The sequence below is a fragment of the Vibrio profundi genome (assembly GCF_005281835.1).
GTDB lineage: Bacteria > Pseudomonadota > Gammaproteobacteria > Enterobacterales > Vibrionaceae > Vibrio > Vibrio profundi.
Genome location: NZ_RZIS01000012.1, coordinates 61,408 through 83,946, shown reverse-complemented (window position 1 = coordinate 83,946; position 22,539 = coordinate 61,408). Strand labels below are relative to the sequence as shown.

Annotated in this window: 24 protein-coding genes; 8 read left to right on the top strand and 16 right to left on the bottom strand. The window is 44.2% G+C overall.

Annotation, left to right across the window (positions count from 1 at the left end; all coding sequences use genetic code 11):
* Nucleotides 1-66: 66 nt before the first annotated feature.
* The gene (locus ELZ11_RS21480; RefSeq protein WP_137359430.1) at nt 67-1,062 is read left to right on the top strand and encodes an AraC family transcriptional regulator; all 996 of its coding nucleotides are present in this window, start codon (nt 67-69) and stop codon (nt 1,060-1,062) included.
* A gap of 35 nt (nt 1,063-1,097) precedes the next feature.
* On the opposite strand, the gene ELZ11_RS21475 is transcribed toward ELZ11_RS21480, so the two are convergent.
* Nucleotides 1,098-1,754 carry a cupin domain-containing protein gene (locus tag ELZ11_RS21475; protein ID WP_137359429.1) on the bottom strand — a complete coding sequence of 219 codons (657 nt, stop codon included), beginning with the start codon at nt 1,752-1,754 and terminating at the stop codon, nt 1,098-1,100.
* Between the two features lie 158 nt (nt 1,755-1,912).
* The gene (locus ELZ11_RS21470; protein WP_137359428.1) at nt 1,913-2,680 is read right to left on the bottom strand and encodes an SDR family NAD(P)-dependent oxidoreductase; all 768 of its coding nucleotides are present in this window, start codon (nt 2,678-2,680) and stop codon (nt 1,913-1,915) included.
* Between the two features lie 104 nt (nt 2,681-2,784).
* On the opposite strand from ELZ11_RS21470, the gene ELZ11_RS21465 reads away from it, so the two are divergent.
* The 4 genes from ELZ11_RS21465 to ELZ11_RS21450 all read left to right on the top strand — a co-directional run bounded on the left by ELZ11_RS21465 (nt 2,785) and on the right by ELZ11_RS21450 (nt 5,490).
* A complete protein-coding gene (locus tag ELZ11_RS21465; RefSeq protein ID WP_137359427.1) occupies nt 2,785-3,126 on the top strand; it encodes a winged helix-turn-helix transcriptional regulator in 342 nt (113 codons plus the stop codon).
* Between the two features lie 177 nt (nt 3,127-3,303).
* Nucleotides 3,304-3,921 (top strand): PEBP family protein, encoded by a 618-nt coding sequence (locus tag ELZ11_RS21460; protein WP_244291698.1) that lies wholly within the window; start codon nt 3,304-3,306, stop codon nt 3,919-3,921.
* A gap of 73 nt (nt 3,922-3,994) precedes the next feature.
* Nucleotides 3,995-4,918 carry a DMT family transporter gene (locus tag ELZ11_RS21455; protein ID WP_137359426.1) on the top strand — a complete coding sequence of 308 codons (924 nt, stop codon included), beginning with the start codon at nt 3,995-3,997 and terminating at the stop codon, nt 4,916-4,918.
* 50 nt (nt 4,919-4,968) lie between these two features.
* Entirely contained in the window at nt 4,969-5,490 is a 522-nt protein-coding gene (locus tag ELZ11_RS21450) for a MerR family transcriptional regulator (protein ID WP_137359425.1), read from the top strand.
* Between the two features lie 73 nt (nt 5,491-5,563).
* Here ELZ11_RS21450 and ELZ11_RS21445 read toward each other — a convergent pair whose 3' ends face one another.
* From ELZ11_RS21445 to ELZ11_RS21425, 5 genes are all read right to left on the bottom strand, one after another.
* Entirely contained in the window at nt 5,564-6,061 is a 498-nt protein-coding gene (locus ELZ11_RS21445) for a DUF2867 domain-containing protein (protein ID WP_137359424.1), read from the bottom strand.
* 2 nt (nt 6,062-6,063) lie between these two features.
* The gene (locus ELZ11_RS21440; RefSeq protein WP_137359423.1) at nt 6,064-6,393 is read right to left on the bottom strand and encodes a DUF2834 domain-containing protein; all 330 of its coding nucleotides are present in this window, start codon (nt 6,391-6,393) and stop codon (nt 6,064-6,066) included.
* 119 nt (nt 6,394-6,512) lie between these two features.
* Entirely contained in the window at nt 6,513-6,836 is a 324-nt protein-coding gene (locus tag ELZ11_RS21435; protein WP_137359422.1) for a YqfO family protein, read from the bottom strand.
* Nucleotides 6,837-6,851: 15 nt separating this feature from the next.
* Nucleotides 6,852-7,502, bottom strand: a complete 651-nt coding sequence (locus ELZ11_RS21430) for a hypothetical protein (RefSeq protein WP_137359421.1) — start codon at nt 7,500-7,502, stop codon at nt 6,852-6,854.
* A gap of 64 nt (nt 7,503-7,566) precedes the next feature.
* A complete protein-coding gene (locus ELZ11_RS21425) occupies nt 7,567-8,058 on the bottom strand; it encodes a GNAT family N-acetyltransferase (RefSeq protein ID WP_137359420.1) in 492 nt (163 codons plus the stop codon).
* 514 nt (nt 8,059-8,572) lie between these two features.
* On the opposite strand from ELZ11_RS21425, the gene ELZ11_RS21420 reads away from it, so the two are divergent.
* Nucleotides 8,573-9,292 (top strand): SDR family oxidoreductase, encoded by a 720-nt coding sequence (locus ELZ11_RS21420; RefSeq protein ID WP_137359419.1) that lies wholly within the window; start codon nt 8,573-8,575, stop codon nt 9,290-9,292.
* Nucleotides 9,293-9,427: 135 nt separating this feature from the next.
* On the opposite strand, the gene ompW is transcribed toward ELZ11_RS21420, so the two are convergent.
* A complete protein-coding gene (ompW, locus tag ELZ11_RS21415) occupies nt 9,428-10,069 on the bottom strand; it encodes an outer membrane protein OmpW (protein ID WP_137359418.1) in 642 nt (213 codons plus the stop codon).
* Between the two features lie 346 nt (nt 10,070-10,415).
* On the opposite strand from ompW, the gene ELZ11_RS21410 reads away from it, so the two are divergent.
* On the top strand, nt 10,416-10,931 hold the full coding sequence (locus ELZ11_RS21410; protein ID WP_137359417.1) for a hypothetical protein: 516 nt from the start codon (nt 10,416-10,418) through the stop codon (nt 10,929-10,931).
* A 412-nt stretch (nt 10,932-11,343) separates the two neighbouring features.
* Here ELZ11_RS21410 and cspE read toward each other — a convergent pair whose 3' ends face one another.
* From cspE to ELZ11_RS21370, 8 genes are all read right to left on the bottom strand, one after another.
* A complete protein-coding gene (gene cspE, locus ELZ11_RS21405; RefSeq protein ID WP_137359416.1) occupies nt 11,344-11,556 on the bottom strand; it encodes a transcription antiterminator/RNA stability regulator CspE in 213 nt (70 codons plus the stop codon).
* Between the two features lie 404 nt (nt 11,557-11,960).
* A complete protein-coding gene (locus tag ELZ11_RS21400) occupies nt 11,961-13,373 on the bottom strand; it encodes a YfcC family protein (RefSeq protein ID WP_137359415.1) in 1,413 nt (470 codons plus the stop codon).
* Nucleotides 13,374-13,921: 548 nt separating this feature from the next.
* Nucleotides 13,922-14,665, bottom strand: a complete 744-nt coding sequence (locus tag ELZ11_RS21395) for a DUF3726 domain-containing protein (protein WP_137359414.1) — start codon at nt 14,663-14,665, stop codon at nt 13,922-13,924.
* Nucleotides 14,662-16,404, bottom strand: a complete 1,743-nt coding sequence (locus ELZ11_RS21390; protein ID WP_244291697.1) for a hypothetical protein — start codon at nt 16,402-16,404, stop codon at nt 14,662-14,664. The genes ELZ11_RS21395 and ELZ11_RS21390 overlap by 4 nt, the downstream gene beginning before the upstream one ends.
* Nucleotides 16,405-16,638: 234 nt before the next feature.
* Entirely contained in the window at nt 16,639-18,270 is a 1,632-nt protein-coding gene (locus tag ELZ11_RS21385) for a BCCT family transporter (protein ID WP_137359412.1), read from the bottom strand.
* 157 nt (nt 18,271-18,427) lie between these two features.
* Entirely contained in the window at nt 18,428-19,417 is a 990-nt protein-coding gene (locus ELZ11_RS21380) for a membrane dipeptidase (RefSeq protein ID WP_137359411.1), read from the bottom strand.
* 70 nt (nt 19,418-19,487) lie between these two features.
* Complete coding sequence (locus ELZ11_RS21375; protein WP_137359410.1) at nt 19,488-20,948, bottom strand: aldehyde dehydrogenase family protein; 1,461 nt, start codon at nt 20,946-20,948, stop codon at nt 19,488-19,490.
* 143 nt (nt 20,949-21,091) lie between these two features.
* Complete coding sequence (locus ELZ11_RS21370) at nt 21,092-21,490, bottom strand: RidA family protein (RefSeq protein ID WP_137359409.1); 399 nt, start codon at nt 21,488-21,490, stop codon at nt 21,092-21,094.
* Nucleotides 21,491-21,647: 157 nt separating this feature from the next.
* Here ELZ11_RS21370 and ELZ11_RS21365 point away from each other — a divergent pair, with 157 nt between their 5' ends.
* A complete protein-coding gene (locus tag ELZ11_RS21365) occupies nt 21,648-22,535 on the top strand; it encodes a LysR family transcriptional regulator (RefSeq protein ID WP_137359408.1) in 888 nt (295 codons plus the stop codon).
* The last annotated feature ends 4 nt before the right edge of the window (nt 22,536-22,539 follow it).

Below are 22,539 nucleotides of genomic sequence, written 5' to 3'. Positions count from 1 at the left end.
TAGAGGGAAACAAGAGCGTCCCAGCGATTTAAGAAGTTCAGGTTATCCTCAAACAATAGGCCACGCATGAAACGAGTAAAGAAGTTCTCATATTCTCCAAGTTGGAAGTTGATACTCATTGATATGGGTATCAACCCAGACTTAGTATTAAAGTATGCAAAGTTACCTATGGACCTATTTAATCGTGAGAACTTCTACTTAACTCCCGCAGAATATTATCAACTATGGCATGGTATTGAAGCTGCTTCGGAGCAAAAAGAAGCGCCTTTACTGTTTGCGCAATACATGACCGTTGAAACCTTCGATCCGCCGATTTTTGCAAGTATTTGCAGCCCAGATTTAAACACTGCACTGAAAAGATTAAGCCAATATAAACCTTTGATTGGCCCAATGGTGTCTGATGTGAAAATTGAGGATAAACACACCAGCATTACAATTCATTGTTATGGCTACGACGCTGAAATTCCTAAATTTCTCAGCGCATCTGAGCTGATATTTTTTACTCAATTGGCTCGCTTAGCAACAAGACAAACGATTCAGCCAATCAGTGTCGAACTCCCTCAGTTACCGAACAATATTGACCAATATGAAGCCTATTTTGGTTGCCCAATCACACTATCTAATCAGATAAAAATCACCTTCAAAGCTCAGGATGCGGCTTTACCTTTTTTAACGGAAAATGCCGCAATGTGGACGTTTTTTGAAGGTTCACTGAATCAAAAGCTCATTGATTTAGATAATGAAGCGTCGACCTCGGAGCATGTGAAATCCGTTCTGCTAGAATCCTTGCCGAGCGGCGAAAGCTCTCTAGAGAGCGTTGCAAATAAGCTGGCGGTGAGTAAACGGACACTCCAAAGAAAGCTCACGAATGAATCGGTGAGTTTCCAATCAATTCTTCAAGAAGTGCGAGGCGAGCTTGCAGATCACTACTTACAACATTCCGGTTTATCCCTAGGGGAGATTTCGTTTTTACTCGGTTTTAAAGAGTCCAACTCATTTATTAGAGCGTACAGTGGCTGGAAAGGGATATCGCCAGGGAGCTACAGAGAGCAGGTTCATTAACCAATCCCCTCTGTATCTGAGTTAGGTTATGCCCCTCAATTAAGTATTGGAAGATGCCCCGTTTTAACCAAGATCACTGTTTCTTCTTCAACAAACGGAAAATGTTCACTCATATGAGGACTGCGTATCCATGTATGTTTAGGATATTCGCCATGCTCATCTTTAAACGTTCCAGACAACACGAAAATCTCCTCTCCACCAAAGTGACGGTGGGGTTGAAAACGCTCGCCAACGGGCCACTTCACTAACGCCACATGTTCGTGCTCAAACTCGTGCAGTGGCATTACTTGTAAACCGCCAATCCCCGCGAGCCATTGAGCGTCATTGGTGTTCACGCGAACTTGCGCAAGATCTTTCTCATCAAACTGATTCAACTTCACTAAAATTATGCAACCATTCTGACTAGACGGAGAATGTGCGCTGCCAGGTGGGTTACGCAGATATGTGCCTGCTTGGAAGTCCCCAGTTTCATCCGTGAAAATACCTTCTAGCACAAAGATTTCTTCCCCTTTAGGGTGTGGATGTTCAGAGAAAGAAGACGCAGGATCGTACTTGACTACGCTTGTGGTATGGCCCGATTCCTTAGCCTCACGCTCCAACGGTTTACGCCACACACCTTTGGCAGGGCTGGCAAGCCATTCCATCTGTTCAGTTTCAATGACCAATCTTTTTGAGAAATCCATATTTAGCATCATTACGACCTTGCTCGATTTGTAGTTACTATGGTTGTTCTTTGGTTTTATCTTTCAATAGTACGCACTTTTTGGCGAAGCGGTCTTAGATTTCTATCCGCCCTGATTACCAAGCGAACTACTATCTTCCTTAGCTCGCTTGTGCTCGAACAGTGCGGCTAATTGCGCCCAGCCATTATCCCACCATCTACATCCCAAATAGCCCCCGTCACCCAGTCTGCACGTTCAGAAAGTAAAAAGCAGATACTGTTCGCCACGTCTTTTGCTAAACCAACTCGTCCAATTGGGTGGAAATCATTAAAGCCTTCCAATGCTTGGTCAACTTCTTCAGGGTGAATAAACGATTCATAGATCGGCGTTTTCACGACAGCCGGTGACACTGCATTGACTCGAATATTATGCTCAGCCAATTCCATCGCCATGTGCTGAGTCAGTGAATGCAAACCCGCTTTAGCCATTGAATAGGCAGATGATGGTGTCGCTTTGATTGCTTGCTTTGCCCACATAGACCCGACATTGACTATACTACCGCCGCCAACACCAATCATACGCTTGGAAACAGCCTGAGTGATAAAGAAAGTCGCCTTATTTAACTGCATATATTGTTCATAGTCAGACTCTTGATGTTCAATAAATGCTTTAGGGCTGAAGTAACCTGCCGCGTTCACTAAATAGCGAATAGGCTGCTCAGAAGATTGAATATATTCAATCAAACGCGCTACGCTTTCGTCATCGTAGAGGTTTGCCTGCCAACCAGAAACTTGCCCGCTTTGTTCAAGTTCCGACACCGCTTTGTCTAACTTAGCTTGGTTATTGCCAACCACTAAGACTTGAATATTTTGTTGAAGTAGCTGCTTTGCTGTTTCAAAACCCATACCACTCGTACCGCCAATAATGACCGCTAAACCGTTTTGCGTGATGTTCATTTTGTTATCTCCTAAGTTAGTGAACGTGCTAATCTTAGGCTTTGAACTAACACTCTGAATAGTAAGTACAAATCGGTTAGGTAGGTACTTATTGGTACATCTTTATGAAAAATCAGGAAAACTTTTTTTCACGTAAATCGGCACCAGAACGATCAGCGCGAATGGTCGAAACCATTTATGGCTGTAAATGGTCATTAACTGTGTACCAACTACTCGCGAATGGCATTAACCGCCCCGGAGAAATGGTTCGCTCGGTAGAGGGTTTGTCCACAAAAGTATTGAACGAGTGCTTAAAGCGAAATGTAGAATTCGGCATTTTGGACAAGCAAATGTTCAATGAAATACCGCCGCGGGTCGAGTACCAAGTCACGCCATTTGGCACTAAGTTTTTGCAGATACTTGACCAGCTAGAAAGCCTTCAGCAAGAAATTGATCGCATGGGCTAGCGAATCGTTTATCCCACCAAAATCAAGCTATCTGTTTACCCTAAGTTTACGCAGCTGCTGTTTGTTACTCCTATACTCAAATGATTTATAGAGTGAGATAAACAAAATATGCTTAGCATCAAGTTCAGCAAGATTACATCCAACGCCAGGGGGGCTTTATTTACGGCTCTGTATAGCTTGAGTACTTTGAGCTATGCCGATTCGCTGCCGGGTATGGTATCCATTAATGCCAATGTTTGGGCTGATAATTGGTTCGCTATGTACATTGGGGATGACTTAGTCAAACAAGACTCGGTTTCCATAACCACCGAACGTTCTTTCAATGCTGAATCATTTTCTTTCGATGTCACCTTGCCAATCACCTTGAGCTTCATCATTAAAGACTTTAAGGAAAACGATACAGGGTTAGAGTATATCGGCAGTAGAAAACAACAGATGGGGGATGGAGGCTTCATCGCTCAATTCACCGAAGCAGAATCTGGCAAAGCATTATTGGTCTCAGATAACCAGTGGAAATGTTTACCCATTCATATCGCGCCCCTCAACAAACGTTGTGAGAAATCCAGAACACCAGAGAAAGATTGCGGCAGTGAAATTAAACCTGAGCCTAGCCAATGGAAAGAGCAAAGGTTTAACGACTCAGTATGGGCTAACGCTACTGTATATTCTGAACACTCTGTCAGGCCAAAAGGCGGCTACGACCGAATTGACTGGCACTCCAACGCAAAACTTATTTGGACCTCAGACATAGAAACCGACAACACCATTTTGTGCCGAGCAACGCTTTCGAAATAAGTACCAGCCAGCGTTGACCTGTCTACCGGTGTAGGGTCTAAGCTCAAGCCTCAATAAGCACTGAGGTTTGAACATGCAACACAGCAAATTACTGCGCCACTCTCGCACACCTATCCAATACATAAACCAACTGCCAGATACCATCAAAGGTATCGCGTTTGCATTGATTTCTAATGCTCTATTTATCGGAGTGGGAGCCTTAGTTCGGACACTGAGTGAAAGCTTAGATGTGTTTCAAATCCTATTATTCCGACAGCTCGTTTTTATTGTGTTACTGCTACCTGCAATCACAAAAAACGTCGACCATTTACTAAAGCCGAAAATGCTCCCTTTCCATATACTAAGAGTAACGGGGGCTTTTATTTCGCTGTACCTTGGCTTCCTAACCGTCAGTAATATTCCGTTTGCAGAGGCAACCGCGCTCGGCTTTTTAAAAGTCATATTTGTTGCCATTATCTCGCGCCTATTTCTCTCTGAAATGGTAAACGCTGCACGCATGCTAACCATTACTATTGGTTTTATTGGAGTCATTATGGTTGTGCAGCCCGCTTTCGATAACACTTCAACCTTCTATACTTTGATGGGCGTGATTGCCAGTATTGGCGCAGCGGTCGCGGTGATTTGTGTTCGCAAAATGGCGGCAGTAGAATCTAAAACTGTGGTGTTAGTCTACCAAGCCGTATTTGTTGGCCTAATTGCAATTGTACCCAGCGTATTAGCGTGGCAATGGCCTACGACAGAACAATGGATATTGCTGATGCTTGTCGGTGTAATTTCATCAATCGCACAATGGTTTGGTGTGACAGCTTATAAATGGGGTGAAGCCAATGTGATTGCTAATGTCGAATACACACAAATGATCTATTCAATCGCTCTGGGCTACTGGCTATTTTCTGAAACCCCTAATGCACTTGCTATCGTTGGAGTCGGCGTAATTTTAGGAAGCAGTTTACTGCCGTATATAAAGCCATTATTCAAGCGTCCGGCAACGCGTTAAACCGCTAAATTTATGACAAGTTTTCCATCCATTGTAAGGAAATCACAGCAATGCTAACCGTCACTCAACTGGCGAAAAAACACAGTGTTTCGCGTACCACCATACTTTACTACGAACGTGCAAAGCTGCTGACACCCGCTTGTCGCTCAGACAATGGTTATCGCTGGTATGGGGACAAAGAATCCAAACGGCTGGAATCGATCATGTCATACCGTTCTTATGGCATGCCGATAACGGAAATCAGCGCTCTACTCGATTCACAAGACCAAGCATCGCAGGAGCACGTTTTACAAAACCAGTTCAATGCATTAGAGGAGGAAATCCAAAAGCTGCGGCACCAGCAAAAAGCGATTGTCATGCTGTTAGAAAAACCAGAATTGCTTAAAGATAAGAGTATGACCAAAGATCGTTGGGTAGAAATAATGAAGGCATCGGGGCTAGATGATAATGACATGAAAAACTGGCACAAACAGTTTGAGCAAAAAGAGCCGCAAGGGCACCAGGAGTTTTTAGAGTCTTTGAATATTGAGCCTGATGAAATAGCTCAAATCCGCGCGTGGTCATTAGCATAATTAAAACTAAAGCCCATGGACAACAGCTAAACGCAACTATGGGCTCAACCGAAAAACAACTTTAAGGACGCAGCTATATGCGTCCTTCTTTTAACGCACTCTTTATGCAGTACTTCGCAACGATTTTATGGAATGGTTTGATTACCGCCATATAGAGTTTCCCTGAGCGTGTTTTAAGATTCACTAACGTCGAAACCGCGAACTCTTGATTCGGCAATTTATAAACCGATAGCCACATATCCATGTTGTTTTCTGTTGCCATGGTGATCACTTCCTGCTCAGATACCAACTCAAAAGTTAAAAAGCCAGCCTGACCACCTTCAACGATTTCTTCTTCAGGTAACGACATATTCGATGATGCGCCTGTGAACCCCAAACGCGTCATTACTGCGTTTCTTACTTGTAGCGCAATACGCACAGGTTTAGGCATATGGCCAAAGATCGCGTGATAAACCGTAACTGAGCTCAAATCGAGTTTGCTTGTTTTAACAACAAACGAGTCCCGATAAAAGTCTCCAGATTCTTTGCCATTGACTTGAGTTTGTATAGGAAATTCCCTTTGTTCCACCATGATCATTCCTTAATTCGTTCGATTTTCTCTTGATGACTGACTTTCAGATACAAATACAAAGGTAAGCCGCAAGATACACCCACACTGAATGTCCCCACGATCGCTAACCACCAGTGAGGGACTGAGTTTTCTTTAGCGTCAGCAACGATAAATCCAACTAAAGCAATTGCGGCCACCACCACATCAAGCCAAGCAAAGATACTGATTGGGTTAGCCATTGCAGCTTTAAGCAACGCAGGAATATCGAAACCATTCTCGAATAGCCACGGAAGAAGAGCGCCGTAGGGAATAAAGATACCTAGCAAGGTTAAGGTGAAATAGAACTTAGCCATCATCGCCCTCATTAAGCAATAGACATTCAGTGAACCATTATTTAAATCATATGGTTAAGAGCATTTAGTGTATGAATGCTGATAATGACGATATATAGCACTTTAGTATGAATTAGGAGTTATAGCTCAAATTCATGGTTGTAAAGTTTCATGACATTCACCAGTGGCTCTTCCCAGCCTAAACAGGCTTTAAGTTGCTCGACAATGTCTTTTACAAACCGACCTTCTACGTTGATTTCTATCTTCACTAGTGGGTAATTTTCAACATTACCTACGCTTCCAAAAATGGGGTTTGAACCTTCTAATGCGCGGTGTGACCCCGTCATGCTACCTATCGCCCAGCAATGATCATAATCCCCAATCTTATCAACCCCAGCTTCGTGTAAAGTACTTAATACCAAAGCTTGCTGATCGGGTTGGCAGAAGATATCTAGTTTATACATAGTGACCCTCTTAATTTATGACTCTTCAAGTGATTGAATCGCTCGTAGCACGCCAAGCTTTGGGCTACTTAATACAGGAATATTCGATGTGATGTAGCTTTCCGCGCCGGCCATAGAAGCCTGCGCGAGTACAACCAAGTCATATTCGCTGGACTTAGCTGTGATCGCCTTAGCGATTTCTGACAAGTACGCATTATGGTCACCTTCACTAAAGTATTCCCAAGCATTCTCCACTAAGTAGAGAGAAACATCGACATTCTGGTGCAAGTTACGCATAGAGCTTTCCAGCAGCTCAAGCGTTGGACGCAAAGTGCTTTCTAGAGCCGCCAACACTAATATCTTTCCGCCTTTAGTGACTGCTAAATCAGCCATCGCACGATCGACTCTCTGTACCTGACTCCCGTATTTCCCATCGAATTTTTCAGCCAGTTCGCCAATAGAGGAGCAACTGACGACCACTACTTGGCTATGCTGACTCACAGATGCTAACAACAGCTCTAGCTTGTCAGTAAGCGTTTGGTCAATTCCACTTCGCTGGGCATGTGCCAAGAAGCTAGGTTCAACAATATGTCGCACTCGCAGCCTAGGGGCTAGCAGATCAATCAAACTTTGAAAGGTGTTCACATGTACCTTGGCGGTATGAATAAAGGTGAGATCGTATTCCATTATGCTCTCTCAGGTCGAAGATTGAAGATTATTACTGACAAGCGATATTGACTAGAATTCACCACTACTTAGTAGTATCAAAGTGGAAAAAGTGCATGGTTAAATCTACATCCAGCGCTTGATGATATTGATAGCCTTGATCGACTTTTGAAATTACGGACTTCCAAAACGAAAGCGCCCCCAAATTCTCCAGCAGTACTCTTACCTGCCATTGCCCAGGGAATGTGTTTACCACTTTATTAAATGCCAACTTACCTACACCCCGTCCCGAAAACTTGCGCAATACAAAAAATTGCTCGATATCATAGGTAGAAGGTTGCTGTGGATAGGGGCGGATCAGGACAAACCCCGCCAGTTCACCATCTGCGTAAATGAAGAAAGGGTGATGTCCTTCATCTAACCAATACTTATCAAAATTGTCATTGTTATAAGTAAATAGCCCCCTTTCATCAGGGTTCCACCTCATAAATTCAGACATGTCATAAATATAATAAGGGAACAGGTTCTCTAAAATGATGCGAGATTCTTTAGTTATCGGTTTTAATTCAACTAGCATGATGTTCCTTATCAGAATCACAAAGATCTCGGTAACTATTTAATAAGTCACTATTTCATAGACTATTTACATTGTAAATCCAGATAAGTCGTTATTTAAACCAGAGTTGTAGTGTCACTTAAGCGCGACAATGTTATGTCTATCTAAGCTTATAGATAAACAAGTACAAGCGGTAATAGCGAGCCTAAATATTCCCACCAGCTCTTTTTGAACTTCAGTGATTACCCGTTGTTCTCGTCCTCCCCTGCTAGGCCACTCTCACAACCGACAACTAACCGCTGATGATCATTTATAAGAGCGTCGATTTGGGTTTAGTGTACAAATTCTTCCGATATTCATATCCACATCAATTGTTGTTATATGGCAACAGTGTTTAAAGTAAAACGCTATATATCAACAAGCACACTTTACTTAATATACGTCCATCGCAACGAAACGGGGCAACCACTGATAAGTTCAACGTTTCGATTGCTCTAAAATAAGATGACTGAAAAAGAAAGTAGAGGAAATTAAAATGAAAAAACTAATCGTAATCACAGGTGCAAGTTCTGGTATTGGTGAAGCAATTGCACGTCGTCTAAGTGATGAAGGCCATCCTCTTCTACTTTTAGCTCGTCGTGTTGATCGCCTTGAAGCACTTGACCTACCAAACGCAATGTGTGAACAAGTAGACGTAACAGAGCAAGCCACTTTTGAAGCGGCAATCGCGAAAGCAGAAGAAAAATTCGGCCCAGCAGACGCGCTAATCAACAACGCTGGCACAATGCTTCTTGGCCAAATCGATACTCAAGATGCTTCAGAGTGGAAGAAAATGTTCGATGTGAACGTTATTGGCCTGCTTAATGGCATGCAAGCAGTACTTGCACCAATGAAAGCGCGTAACAGTGGCACAATCATTAACATCAGCTCAATCGCTGGTAAGAAAACTTTCCCGAACCACGCGGCATACTGTGGTACTAAATTCGCTGTTCATGCAATCTCAGAAAACGTTCGTGAAGAAGTTGCGGCATCAAACGTTCGCGTTACTACAATTGCACCAGGCGCAGTTGAAACAGAACTTCTATCTCATACGACTTCTCAAGAAATCAAAGACGGCTACGGTGAATGGAAAGAAGACATGGGTGGCGTTCTTGCAGCAGATGATATCGCTCGCGCTGTATCATTCGCTTACCAACAACCACAGAACGTTTGTATTCGTGAAATCGCTCTAGCGCCAACAAAGCAGCAGCCATAAGCGATAAGCGATAAGCGATAAGCGATAAGCGATAAGCGATAAGCGATAAGCGATAAGCCAGCTAGTTCAGCATGACTGGTCGTTTAAATACACAAAAGCCCGCATTAGCGGGCTTTTTTATTAGCTATTCAGCGGCTAGAACTTATAACCACCGCCAATCATGAATACCCACGGATCAATACTAACATCCGTCGAAAAGCTATCTGAGGCCGTTGTATATTTAGCGGTTGTATCGATATCGGCATACCAAACCGATGCATTCAAGAACCAATCTTCATTGACCATGTAATCAACACCGATGTTACCCGCAAGTCCCCAAGAATCATCTAGGGAAACATCCGTTAGGCCTGCTGTTTTACCTGTCGATGTGAGTGACTCATCAAAGAACACTGTGTAGTTAATACCTACGCCCACGTAAGGTCGAATATCACTATTAGCTTCGCCAAAGTAATACTGAAGCATGAATGTCGGTGGTAAGTGTTTGGTTTCCGCTACATCGCCAACCGTATTCACTGAAATGGTATGAGAAAAAGGCGTAGCAGCCAGTACTTCAAGGCTAACATTGTCAGTCAACATATAGCCAAATGTTAAGCCTAGCTGAGTGTTTGAGTCGACACCAAACTCAAGTGCAGAGCTCCCTAACACATCACCACTGCTATCGTTTGGAGCTACCGTAGCAATACCGGCACGCACGATAATATCGCCTTCTTTATGCGCAAGAACATTAGTCGACATTAGAGCGGTAAGTACTGCGAGACCACATACTGTTTTTTTCATTTTTGATTTCCTTTTGTAGGGCTTTCTTTTATTAATGAATGAGGAATCATTTCTTATTTTGCGTGCAAAGTAGCACACAATAACCACACTTTTTTGATGGAAATCAATTTGTGAATTTATAATACTTTTTGGTTACATTTGTATCGCCATGATCACTTTTTATCCCCTTCTTATTGATAATTATGTAATGCAATTTTCCCGTGCTGCCCTATCAACCGATGAAACACCTGCCATTGCATTCACAAAATTTATAAATGGATCACATTAGATATATTGAAGAGCTGCAATTTATCGCCAATTATTAACTGTCACTCGAAAAACAAACCAAAACAAAGAGGGTTTATCCATGAAAAGGATTTTAGGCTTAACAATCATCTCGGCAGCACTGATCACAGGTTGCCAATCCACCTCATCCAACATGACGGCTGAACAAAATGAACTAGTCAGTAACGTTTGCCGAACCGGTGACAACGGAGACAAAGTCAACACCGCGACTTGGGATCAGTTCAAGCAAGCCTTATTTGACTGTGGCGGTTACGATATTTTCACCGAAGATATGTTACTGGCTGGCGATGTATTACGTACCAACAGTAAAGGTAAAACACGCGTTTACCAGTTTAATGAAGACGGGACCGGGACATACGCAAAAGATCTAGGGCAACCAAGTAACTTACCTTTCACTTGGGAGATTACTCAAGATGGTTATGTATCATTTGTAGATGAAGAAGCATGGAAATCAACTTGGGCATTATTGGGTGAAGTGGATAACTACTGGGCTGTTAAATTCTTTTCGGAAGCGCCAGATGGCTCCGAACAAGTGATTTGGAGCGATGACATGATGGTGAAAACTGTCCAAGAATAAATGCTAATTCAACACAGGTAGGTTCGCCTGCCTGTGCTTCCTTGCTGGTCGCTAATCTCAATAGAGGAATAGGAAGCCACTTAAGTATCACTTATCCTGTGTCCTGGTTGAGAGTCGAGCTACAAAGTCCCAACTTCCTTCAAGCGTATACTCATTCCTTGTACCAGTCTTTCTGCTGGGGCATCTAAGCAAAATCTAAAATCATTCAATTAAATACCGCTTTTGGTTAGCTAAGCGTGTGTATTGAAGAGATAACACGTATTGAGAATTGAAAAACAGGGAGGTATGGAGGGGTGTATAACAGAGCATTGCAAAATAAAAAGTAACAGACACAAAAAAGCGCGAATAACTAAGTCATTCACGCTTCTCTTCTAAATTAGATTAAAACCTTCAGTGAGGTTTTAAATACTAATTAGATAGCTGTAACGTTCGCAGCTTGAAGACCTTTTTGGCCTTGCTCAACTTCGAAAGATACTTTTTGGCCTTCAGCAAGAGTTTTGAAACCCTCAGAAGCGATTGCACGGAAGTGTACGAATACGTCAGCGCCGCCGTTATCTTGAGTAATGAAACCGAAACCTTTCTCTTCGTTGAACCACTTTACTAGACCAGTTGTTTTAGCAGACATAATGTGTCCCTTATATTAAATTAAATTCATTGGATTACCGCATATCAAAATGCGATGCGCTGAGAGCTTGAATTATTGAATGTTACGATGAAGCTAAGGGAAAATCTGAGGATAACAACACTAACGAAGAAATTCTGAGGTTTTGCGTAAACTTACTGTTTCATTAATAACTCTGAACAACAGAGCGAGATGGATAGTACGCTATTCAGCCGCATTGTAAAGCAATAACTGAAAATAACTTCAATAACTTACCTAGCAACACTTTCAAAAGAGCGTCGTAAACTAGATGATCTGGCACCAAATGACTGGTTAAAAAATACACAATTTCAATCAAATGCAAGCAAGACAGCGCGATACTGCCTTACTAGAAATTGACTCAAAATTCAGCGATAAATACCGAAACTTTAGAACGGGCCCAATTCAATCATTTGCGCGATCACTACCGCGATCAGTGCCCCTACAGACCAAAATAGGAACAAAGGTAAGAAGAATCTCACCCACTTGGTGTATGGAACTTTTGCAATCGCTAATACCGCTAATAGTCCACCGTTGGTCGGGTAAATATAGTTCGAGATACCATCACCAAGCTGAGACGCTAACGCGGCTACCTGACGAGTTACCTCACCAATATCTGCAAGAGGAATGATGATTGGCATCGTAATCACGGCTTGGCCGCTTCCAGATGGAATGAACAAATTGATAATCGCTTGTGAGAAGTAAATACCCGCAGCCGCGACTAGCTTCGAGCTGCCGGAAATAATTTGCGCTAAATAGTAAATAATCGAATCAACAATTTTGGCGTCTTCCATAATGGTTAAGACAGAACGAGCAAAGAAAATGATCAATACCGCAATCAACACATCGCTCACGCCTTTCGTCCAATAATCACAAATCTTGTTCGGTGATAAGCCCGCCACTAAACCAGGAATGATTGCCATAGCAACAAACGCACCTGCGATTTCTGTAAAGCCAAAACCTAACGTTAGCGTTCCATAAATCATGTAGCCAAACAGAGCTAAAAACGAGATCCCCGCGGCTTTTTCTCGTGCCGTCAGCGTTTTTACTTCTACGCTGGCTTCGTAGTGATAACTGGTACCATGAAGTAAACTTTTCGTCGGATCTTGTTTTACCTTTCGAGCATAATTCAGAACAAAGGCTGCACCTGTCGTAAGCATGAACATGCCGACAATAAAGCGGTACCACATGCCAGAGTACATGGGTAGTTCAGCGATGGTATGAGCAATACCAGTAAAAAATGGGTTCGCTAGCGCAGCAGCAAAACCAGCACAACTTGCTAATAACACGACACCTAAAGCCGTAATTGCGTCATAACCGAGTTTGATACAAATTGGGATCATCAGCGAGATGAAGATAACGTCGAGTTCGCGCATCCCTGTAAAGGTTACATTAAAGAAAATGGCCGTCATGATCACTGGCGCGATCACATACAAACCTTGTTTCTTCAACTTGCTTGTTAAAGCAACGACAGACGCATCTAAAATGCCCATATGCTTGATGATACCAAACGCACCGCCGACAAAAACGACCACGCCCATCACGCCTGAAGCCGACTTAAACCCCTTAAAAAATGATTCAAAAAAAGACATTAAGGTCGTTGGGGTACTCTGTAACTGAGTGTAGCTATTTGGGTCGATAACGGTACGTCCATCCAGCATGACTCGTTCAAATTCCCCTGCAGGAATAAAGTAACTTGCGATAGCCGCAACGATGACCATGATCACCAAGGATAGAAATGGGTGGTTCACTTCTTTTTCTGACGTAGATTCAGGTACGGAGTTAGATACCGTAGTTGTCATATACAATCCTATTTCAATTGTCTCTCACCACATTTTTCAATGAGATGAGGTTTAGATGGTTAACATAAGCAAAACGAGACCACCACGCAGAATTCAATTCAACGTGTTGAAAAATTGGCAAGTTTTAACAAAGTCTTTTGTAGATGGTGCTCTCACATGCACATAGGTAAGTAACCCAAAGGTTACTCATTTAGCGTCCGAGCAAAATGCAGATGTCAGCTGAAAAGCTGTAATGGAGTAAAGTTTAAACACGCCGTTAGTGCGTATTTTATCAATTACAAAGACAGGCGGCGGATAATAACACAATATAAGGTAAAATTAAGAGCTGGTTGAGTATAAACTCTAATTTTAAATAGGGATAATCTCAGGGTTACGGCTCTATATGCTGTCCCAAACAAATTAAACGGCAAATATTCAATAAGTTAGAATTCATAAGAATACCGTCCTATAGACCTTTAAAGGTTGAATTTAAGCACTAGAAACGAATGGAGCCCAATATTGCTGACAACATTGAGCCCTTATTACCGTTTAATATTATCGGTACCTAACTAAGATGCAGAGGTCGTTAACTCCCCAGCGCCTTGCAAAGAACGCTGGCTGTTTTCGACCAGAATCGCCGTAGCAGTTTCTTTTAATGCACTCCACTCAGCGTCATCGACCTCAATGCCTTGCTGCCAAGCTTGCTCTTGAGCATTTGCCAAAGAGTGCGACGGAATGTGTGTCTCATAACCACTCGAAAGGCGTGATAAGTCAAAATCTTGTACTGACAATTCAATCGTCATGTCATGCAAGTACGTTTCTGATTCTAACGCCAAGTCAGACAAAAATAACTCAGGTGCAACACAGCCGCGATTCAGTACATACAAAGTACGCTTAGGATCTGTCCCGTTTTCCCATTTCGCAACACAAGCGATGCCTTTTGCAGCCAATTTAACGAGCTCACTATACGCCAACCAACGGTTATGGCAGTTATGCAGCTCTATCTTTAGCGCCTTTACACCGACCATTTTTTCTATCGCATAATCCATGAGCACTGGGAGGTGGCACGCCAAGCTGCATTTATGTAAGTCCACTTCTATCGTGTTATCACTGGTTACTTTGATATCAACAGGGCAATCATCTTCTAGCCCCATGAAACTGCTAGCATTGTTAAAGTGGCGCACGCCATCTAGACCAACCATTTGCAAATCCGCAACCATGTTTGCGATCACATCGGCTTCGCCACATGAGCGACGCATGCCTAAAAACGCTTTGTTCACCGCGGCGACTAGTTCATTGTGAGAGACGATCATAGCTTTGCTCCTCCTTGCGCGTTCAACTCTGGTGATTGGCTAGACGATAATTCTTGCTCACTTGGCAGCAATGGGAACAGCCATTCATCTTGATGAATCTCATCCAATAGAGGTGCGCCTTGGAAAAACGTTACTCGCACCCAGCGATCTGAACGCGGATCAAACTTGGTCGCACCAAACACAGCTAACTTACAGCGTAATAAATGCATTGGCAGTGAAGATTGATGTAAAACATTCATTTGAATATCGCCCATCGCTTTGTTCCCTAGCGTCCACACTCGGCGCGCTATCGCACGGTATTGTGGCTTTTGAACCAAAAATTCGGCTAAGGAAAGTTCTGGGGCAAACTCCAGCAATGCATGATACAAACGATACGCTTGGCGCCCGATATCCAATGGCAGCTCACGATCTTCTCCCGGCTCTTCACCTCGAACCCCTAATCTAGGTTCTTCTTTATCCTGAGAGCGGTACCAAAACCAATAATTGTTTTCCGCTTTGGTAAAATCGGTATTGATTGCCCAGCGATAATTTTCTTCTAGTGTCACCAAAAGATCTTGGATTTTTTTGCCGCTTGGTAATGACAATGTCTCGTCGCAGTTCATCTGATCTTGATGACTATCCACCAACTCTGGATACAATTCCATCAAACAAGAAGTCAGGATTTCTTGGGCTTCCAAACTCATGTGTTGATTATTGTTGATGAGATCGTTCCAAGTCTGAGTGCTTTCAAGTTCACTCTGCTCAGAAGATGCCAGCCAGGTGTTTAGTTTAGTTAAGTCATGAACGGCGATAGCGTTCAGCTCTTTCTGTGTTTCATTGATCGTGACGACTTGCTGCAGGTGGCTGACCCCTTTGTAAATCAGGCCATGCAAAGTGTTAAACGTATCTGCATCAGGTTTGCAGGCTAATACTGACGCAAGAGCGGTTTCACGAGTCGTTAGCCACTGGTCCACAATGCTTGGGTGGTTAATCAAGTAAGGCGCCATGCCTAACCCGGTGGCATTGCCTACCCCTAAGTAACGCTGCAGGCCACGATGTAATTGAATGGCTTGCTCACCGCCCTGTTGCTCTGCCAGATAATGTACCCAATCTAAGCTGAACTCACGCAGCATGTATACGGCACACATTTGAGCACTGAACGATTGATTGAAATCAGGGTTGTTTTCAAGAATTTTAAAGTCAGCAATTCCGAACTTACCGTTTCCATATACCGCCGTTGTGCGAAGGATGTAGCCAACTTCCGCTAGTTCCTGTGGCGTGGGCTGCTCACCTTTCGCTAAATGGCTCACAATATGTTCAAACACACGAACACTCTTATTCGCGCGAGCAAGGACCAACACATTGTTTGGGTTTCGACCAGCTTCTTGCAACGGCACATTGGCACGTAACTGCTCTAATAGCGCCACGTCTACATCGCCAAGTACTAGCGCAAAAGTAACATCCCATTTTTCAGCGATAACACGATCGTTACGCTCATCGTCGGCAATTTGATCACAAAATACGACTAAGTGATAAACGTGATTCGGCGTTGCTAATTTATATATCACATGACCAAAGCCCTGAGGGCATAACTGCCAGTCATGCTTGGTGACTTTCCATTGTTGCTGTGCCATTTTTCGAATCAAAGTTCGCACGAAACTGATTCGAGTTTGGTGCATAGCTCCTAGCCTTTCTGGTGCCATGACGATGTCTGCATTGCGCAGGGTTGCTTCAGTGTAGGTAGAACGATGTGCATCCATTTTGCTCACCACCTTTGTTGTTATAAGAGTATTGCTAGCGGCTCAGAACTCTTCATTGTCGAGCTCATACCTTTATTATTTCACTAGCTTTCAGAGTTTGATGTTCTATTTGGGCAACCGCCCACTTTCATTTTTCTAGACTCAGTGATGCCCAATGTATCTTCACCGGGTCACCACTTATCTAAGTCACTGTTTTCACATAGCGTTAGCTAGGTCGTTAGATGTTAATTAGCGTTATAGGCCCTGCTCTTTGGCCATTTTCATCGCTATCTGTGGCGCATTCCAAAGCGATGGCAACAGGATGAGCGACACGGGTACAGCGGTAATAACAATGAAGGACTGCAGCGCTGAAATACCACCGGAACCTAGAGAAATCAGTATTAATGCCGTTACCCCCATCATCACGCCCCAAAAAGTACGGATGATAGCGTTAGGCTCTGTTTCGCCACTTATCACCACACTGATGGTGTACGTCATTGAGTCACCTGTCGTGACGATAAAGATCGTAGTCAAAATCAGGAACAGGATTGAAATCAACATCGGCAAAGGCAGTTGCTGAGTCACCGCAAGCAGAGCGCCCGGCAAATTGAACCCTTCAAATGCTTTACTCACGCTCCCCGGCTCTGCTATTTCAAATGCAAGACCAGAACCACCGACGATAGTGAACCAAAAGCAAGTCACAAGCGGCGCAATAATACTGATGGTCGAAACCAATTGGCGGATGCTGCGACCACGAGAGATTCGAGCAATAAAAATCGCCATCATTGGGCCATAGCCTAAGAACCATCCCCAGAAGAATACTGTCCACCAGCTCAACCAGCCTTCATCCCCGCGGTACGTCGCCATCGGAATAAAGTTGTCTAACATGCTGCCTACACCTTGGATGTAGCCATTAAAGATGAAGTTAGTTGGGCCAAAAATCAGGATGTACACCATCAGTGCCATCGCTAGAATAACGTTGTATCGACTCAGCATTTGCATGCCGCGATTCAAGCCGCTCAAAGCAGATAGTGTGTACAGCACGATAGCGAATAAGATGATAATAAGCTGCGTGGTGAAGCCATCTGGAATATCGAATAGAGCATTCAATGCGTAGCTCACTTGCAAGCCCAAGAAGCCAATTGGCCCTATGGTTCCCGCCGCGACCGCAACAATACAACACGCGTCGATCAATGCGCCGGTATGGCCTTTAAGCGCTCGCTCACCTAACACTGGGTAAAGAAGAATGCGCGGTTTAAGAGGTAGCCCTTTGTCATAGTGAAGGTGCATCACCACAATGGAAGTTAAGCTGCCAACAATCGCCCAAGCTAAGAAGCCCCAGTGCATGAAAGATTGCGATAGTGCGTTTACGGCGCCTTGTTGGGTGTTCTCGGTGGCGCCGTATAATGGCGGCGGGCTAACGTAGTGCGCAATTGGCTCTGCCGCTGCCCAAAATACACCGCCACCCGCGAGTAGCGTACAGAAGATGATGGCCATCCAGCGAAACGCATCCATTTCCGGTTTAACAATTCCACCCAGAATAACCTTGCCTGTTCGCCCTGCCGCTAAGCCAAGACCAATAAGAAAAGTCAGAAGAAGTAGCAATTGCCAATAAGGTCCGAAGACTTTCACCGACCATGCGAAGCCCGAGTTAACTAAGCTAGAAAGTAGCTCCCCGTCGTACAAAGCTAGTGCTACGAACAATGCGATGAAGCCACCGCTATACCAAAAAGCTGGATTGCTTAACCCTAACTTATCTGAATTTGAATCACTCCCTATACTCGTGTTCATTGTGTTTGACTGGCTCTTCGTTCCTGTCGATAGCGAAGCATTTACGCCTGCTGCTTCTAAGTTTGAAGGTTTCACGCTATTGGTTAAATCAGACATACTCTGACTCCAGAGGTTTCTTTGCAGCTGCCATGTGTATGATGGCTACAAGAGGTGTATTTAACACCTGCCCTATTATTTTAGTGTTGGGCAGGCTGTTCCATGTTTGGGTTACGGCTTTACGAAATAGGCGGTTTTCCTTTTTGATTCGCTAGTCTTAATTCAAAGGTTCAAGACCATCGTTTAAAAAGTTAAACCAGTTTTCACCCAGTACTTGTCCCGCCTCAGATTCGCTGAATCCATGACGCATTAATCCGTTGTATATATTCTCCATGCCAGTGCTACCGCAGAACCAAGGCAGAGCATCTGGCCAACCTGAATTGCTTGCAGAGCCTTCCCCGTAATCCATCGCTTTAGACCAGCGACCATTACGCATCCACTCCAGCACCGCTTGAGGTTGATTCAGGCATAAATCACTACCAATCCCTAGGTGCTCAACACCCACCATATCGGCAGTAGTCGCGACCATTTGGCAAAAGTCTTCTAAGGTACATTGGCTGCCGTTTGGCAAATGAAATGGGTACAAGCTAAAGCCAATCAAACCACCACGTGCCGTCAACGCTTTGATCACGTCATTCGATTTATTACGCAATGCGTCATGCGCAAAGGTAGGGTTAGCGTGGCTGATACAAATAGGACGAGAAGACAGGTCAATAGCTTCAAGCGTCGAGCGCTCAGCACTATGAGACATATCGATGATCATGCCGACACGGTTCATTTCTTCGATAGCTTGTTTGCCAAATCGGGTAATGCCGGAATCATTTTGCTCATAGCAACCTGTCGCCAATAAGCTCTGGTTGTTATAAGTGAGCTGCATGATCAATAGGCCTTGCTTACGCATCACTTCGATCAAGCCAATCTCGTCATCAATTGGTGAGCAGTTTTGTGCTCCGAGAAAGATCCCGACTTTGCCTTCAGCTTTCGCTTTTTCTACGTCAGCCATGCTATGAATTGGCATGATCAAATCAGCATTTTGCTCGAACCTTAGGTTCCACTCAGCAAAGCGAGTTAACGTTTCACGAGCCGTTTCGTGATACACCATGGTGGCGTGCACAGCCGTAATGCCACTCGCTTTTAGTGTTTGGAAATACTCTCGGTCCCAATTGCAGTATTGCAATCCATCTATAACAATCCGTTGTTGGTACATAACCACTCCTCAATTCCTTGTCTTATTCCGCTGTACTTAGGTGGCGCACATAGGCGCCACCAACTTACGATTAGTAAGGACGTTGGTAAGCGGTTTTCACCACTGTATAAAACTCTTTTGCGTATTGACCTTGTTCACGCGGGCCAAAGCTAGACTCTTTACGGCCACCAAATGGAACGTGGTAGTCAGTGCCTGCGGTCGGCAAATTGACCATCACACACCCTGTTTGCGCTTGCTCTTTAAATAAGGCGCTAGTACGCAAGCTCTGAGTAATGATCCCGCCAGTTAAGCCAAAGCGAGTGTCATTAGTGGTAGCGATCGCTTCTTCTAGGTTGGCTACCCGAATCACACTTGCCATTGGGGCGAACACTTCTTCTTGGTTCACTTCCCAATCATTTTGAGTATTCAAGAACAGCGTCGGTGACATGTAGTAACCATCGTGCGCTAAGTTCAAACGCTCTCCGCCAAAGGCAAGTTCACCACCGCTTTGACGTGCTTTTTCAATCCAGCTGAAATTCGCATCAAGCTGATTGCCATCGACTACAGGCCCCATGAACACGCCTTCTTCTAGTGCGTGGCCAACTTTCAATTCACTCATTCGCTTAATCAAAGCTTCAACGTATTGGTCGTGAATTCCATCCATCACCACAAGTCGAGAGGAAGCGGTACATTTTTGGCCAGCACCAGAGAATGAACCGGCGATCGTCGCTTCTACAGCCGTTTGAATATCGGCATCATCAGCAATCACTAAGGCATTCTTACTGCCCATTTCTAGCTGACAGCGAACAAAATTTGGTGCCGTAGCAGCGGCTACTTTACGCCCGGTATCTACCGAACCAGTGAAGCTCACACCATTAACTTCTTTTGAGTTGATTAAGGTATTACCAACTTGCGAACCGCTACCTAGCACTAGGTTAAAAGTGCCTGCAGGGATACCTTGACGATGAATGATTTCCGTTAATGCCACTGCACTCGCCGGAGTCAAGTTCGCCGGCTTCCAAATCACACTGTTACCAAATGCCAGTGCCGGGGCAATCTTCCAAGCCGCTGTGGCTGTTGGGAAATTCCAAGGAGAAATAATGGCGATAACGCCTACTGCTTCACGAGTCACTTCAACAGAGACTCCTGGACGGACGGAAGCCGCGTTATCACCAATTTGACGCAGCACTTCAGCCGCAAAATATTGAAAGAATTGACCCGCTCGGTAAATTTCACCACGGCCTTCAGCAAAAGGCTTACCTTCTTCACGAGAAAGTAGCGTACCCAGTTCGTCACAGCGTGCGATTAGCTCATCACCAATGGCCTGAAGCACTGCTTGCTTACGTTCAATCGGTGTTTTTTCCCATTCAGGCTGAGCATGTTTCGCAGCTGAAATGGCTTGTTGAACTTGCGCTTCACTTGCCTGTGCGAAATCCCCTAAGTTTTCAGAAATGTCTGAAGGGTTAATGTTAGCGACGGTACTGATACCTGATTGCCATTCGCCCGCAATATAAAGTGCTTTTTCTGCAGGAACATTCTGTAATTGAGTCATCATTCTGTCCTTGTATCGGTTGGGCTGCATTCGAGTCTGGCAGCCAAGTTTTTAACTATTTATTTCGTTGGGAAGTTTGTTTAACTGGGAAATGTATTTACCTAGAACTCCAAACAAACGTGTTCAAATTTCGAGTTATCCATTTATTCCGGTGTAGAGGCAGAGGCGTACACAACAAACTCCACCAGCATTTCTTCTCGAGCTAACCCTGCCACCACCATCGCAGCGCGGTTTGGATAAGGCGCTTCAAAGTACTCGGCATACACGCTATTCACCGTTTTTAGGTATTCGCGATCAGTGACGTAAATCAACACTTGCAGCACGGAGTCTAGCGATTCGCCAGCACACTCTAAGGTGTGTACTAGGTTGTGGAAGGTTTGGCGTGTTTGTGCCTCAATACCACCTTCAACGACCGCCCCAGTATCATCAATTGGGATCTGAGCAGTGTACAAAGTACCGTTATTAACGATTGCCCATTCAAGTGGCGCTTTAGAAGCAAAGAGAGAAGTTTTCACTGGGTGTTTTTTAGTTTGAGCGTTCACGGTTCCATCCAACTTTGTAACAATTATGTTTCAAGATGGTTAAATACTGCCCGTTGACACCTGATAAATCTAACGGTAAATTTTGTGCATTTGATAAAAAAAACTTATCACCTTAAATAAAGTAAGGTAAATCAAGGGCTGACGAAGGATCACGGTTATGAGTATTAAACTCCAACAATTGAAACATTTTGTTTTGGTCGTCGAAGAGGGAGGATTTAGAGCGGCTTCTAACCGTGCAAATCGATCTCAAGCGGCGCTTTCTACGTCAATAAAAGAGCTTGAAAAAATACTCGGCCAGCCTCTGTTTGAAACGGGAAACAAATCGACTCTCACACCATTTGGAAAAATATGCCTCCCAAAAATCATTCAATTCCTGAATGTTTACAAAGCTTTAGATAACGATTTACGAGCAGCCGCAGCGGGCCAGCAAGGGCGAGTTCGAATTGCGAGCGTGCCTTCCGTAGCGGCGAAATTGATCCCGAGTGTGTTGGGTGCGTTCTGCGAGCAGTTCCCTAATGTAGAGGTAAGCCTGATTGACGATAATGCTGCTGGAGTGGAAGAAAGGTTGCTATCTGGAGAGGTCGATTTAGCGCTTGGTAACTGTTCAAACCTTGAAGAAGATACGGTTGAATTCACACCATTGATCTCAGATCCTATCGGTGTGGTGTGCCTAAAAGACAACCCAATCGCTCAGCAGCTTGAAGGGATCGAATGGCAAACTTTGTTAAAACAACCGTTCATCCGAAATGGAACCTGCACTCTACTCGATCCCACTCCCGCCCGAACACTCAGCCAACAAGCTTTGTATTCGGTCGAAAACATTACATCTCTATTTTCAGTACTCGAACTCGGTATCGGCGTGACTACGTTACCGAAACTGGCATTCCCAACCAATGAAACTCGCTTGGTGTGGATCCCTTTAATCGATCCGCCACTTCAGCGCCAAATTGGGATTTTCCGATTGGCTGATCGAACCATTTCCCCTCAAGCACAAGCGTTCCACAACCTTTGTATCGAGTACCTGAATTACACCGGAGAGTCCTAGCTCC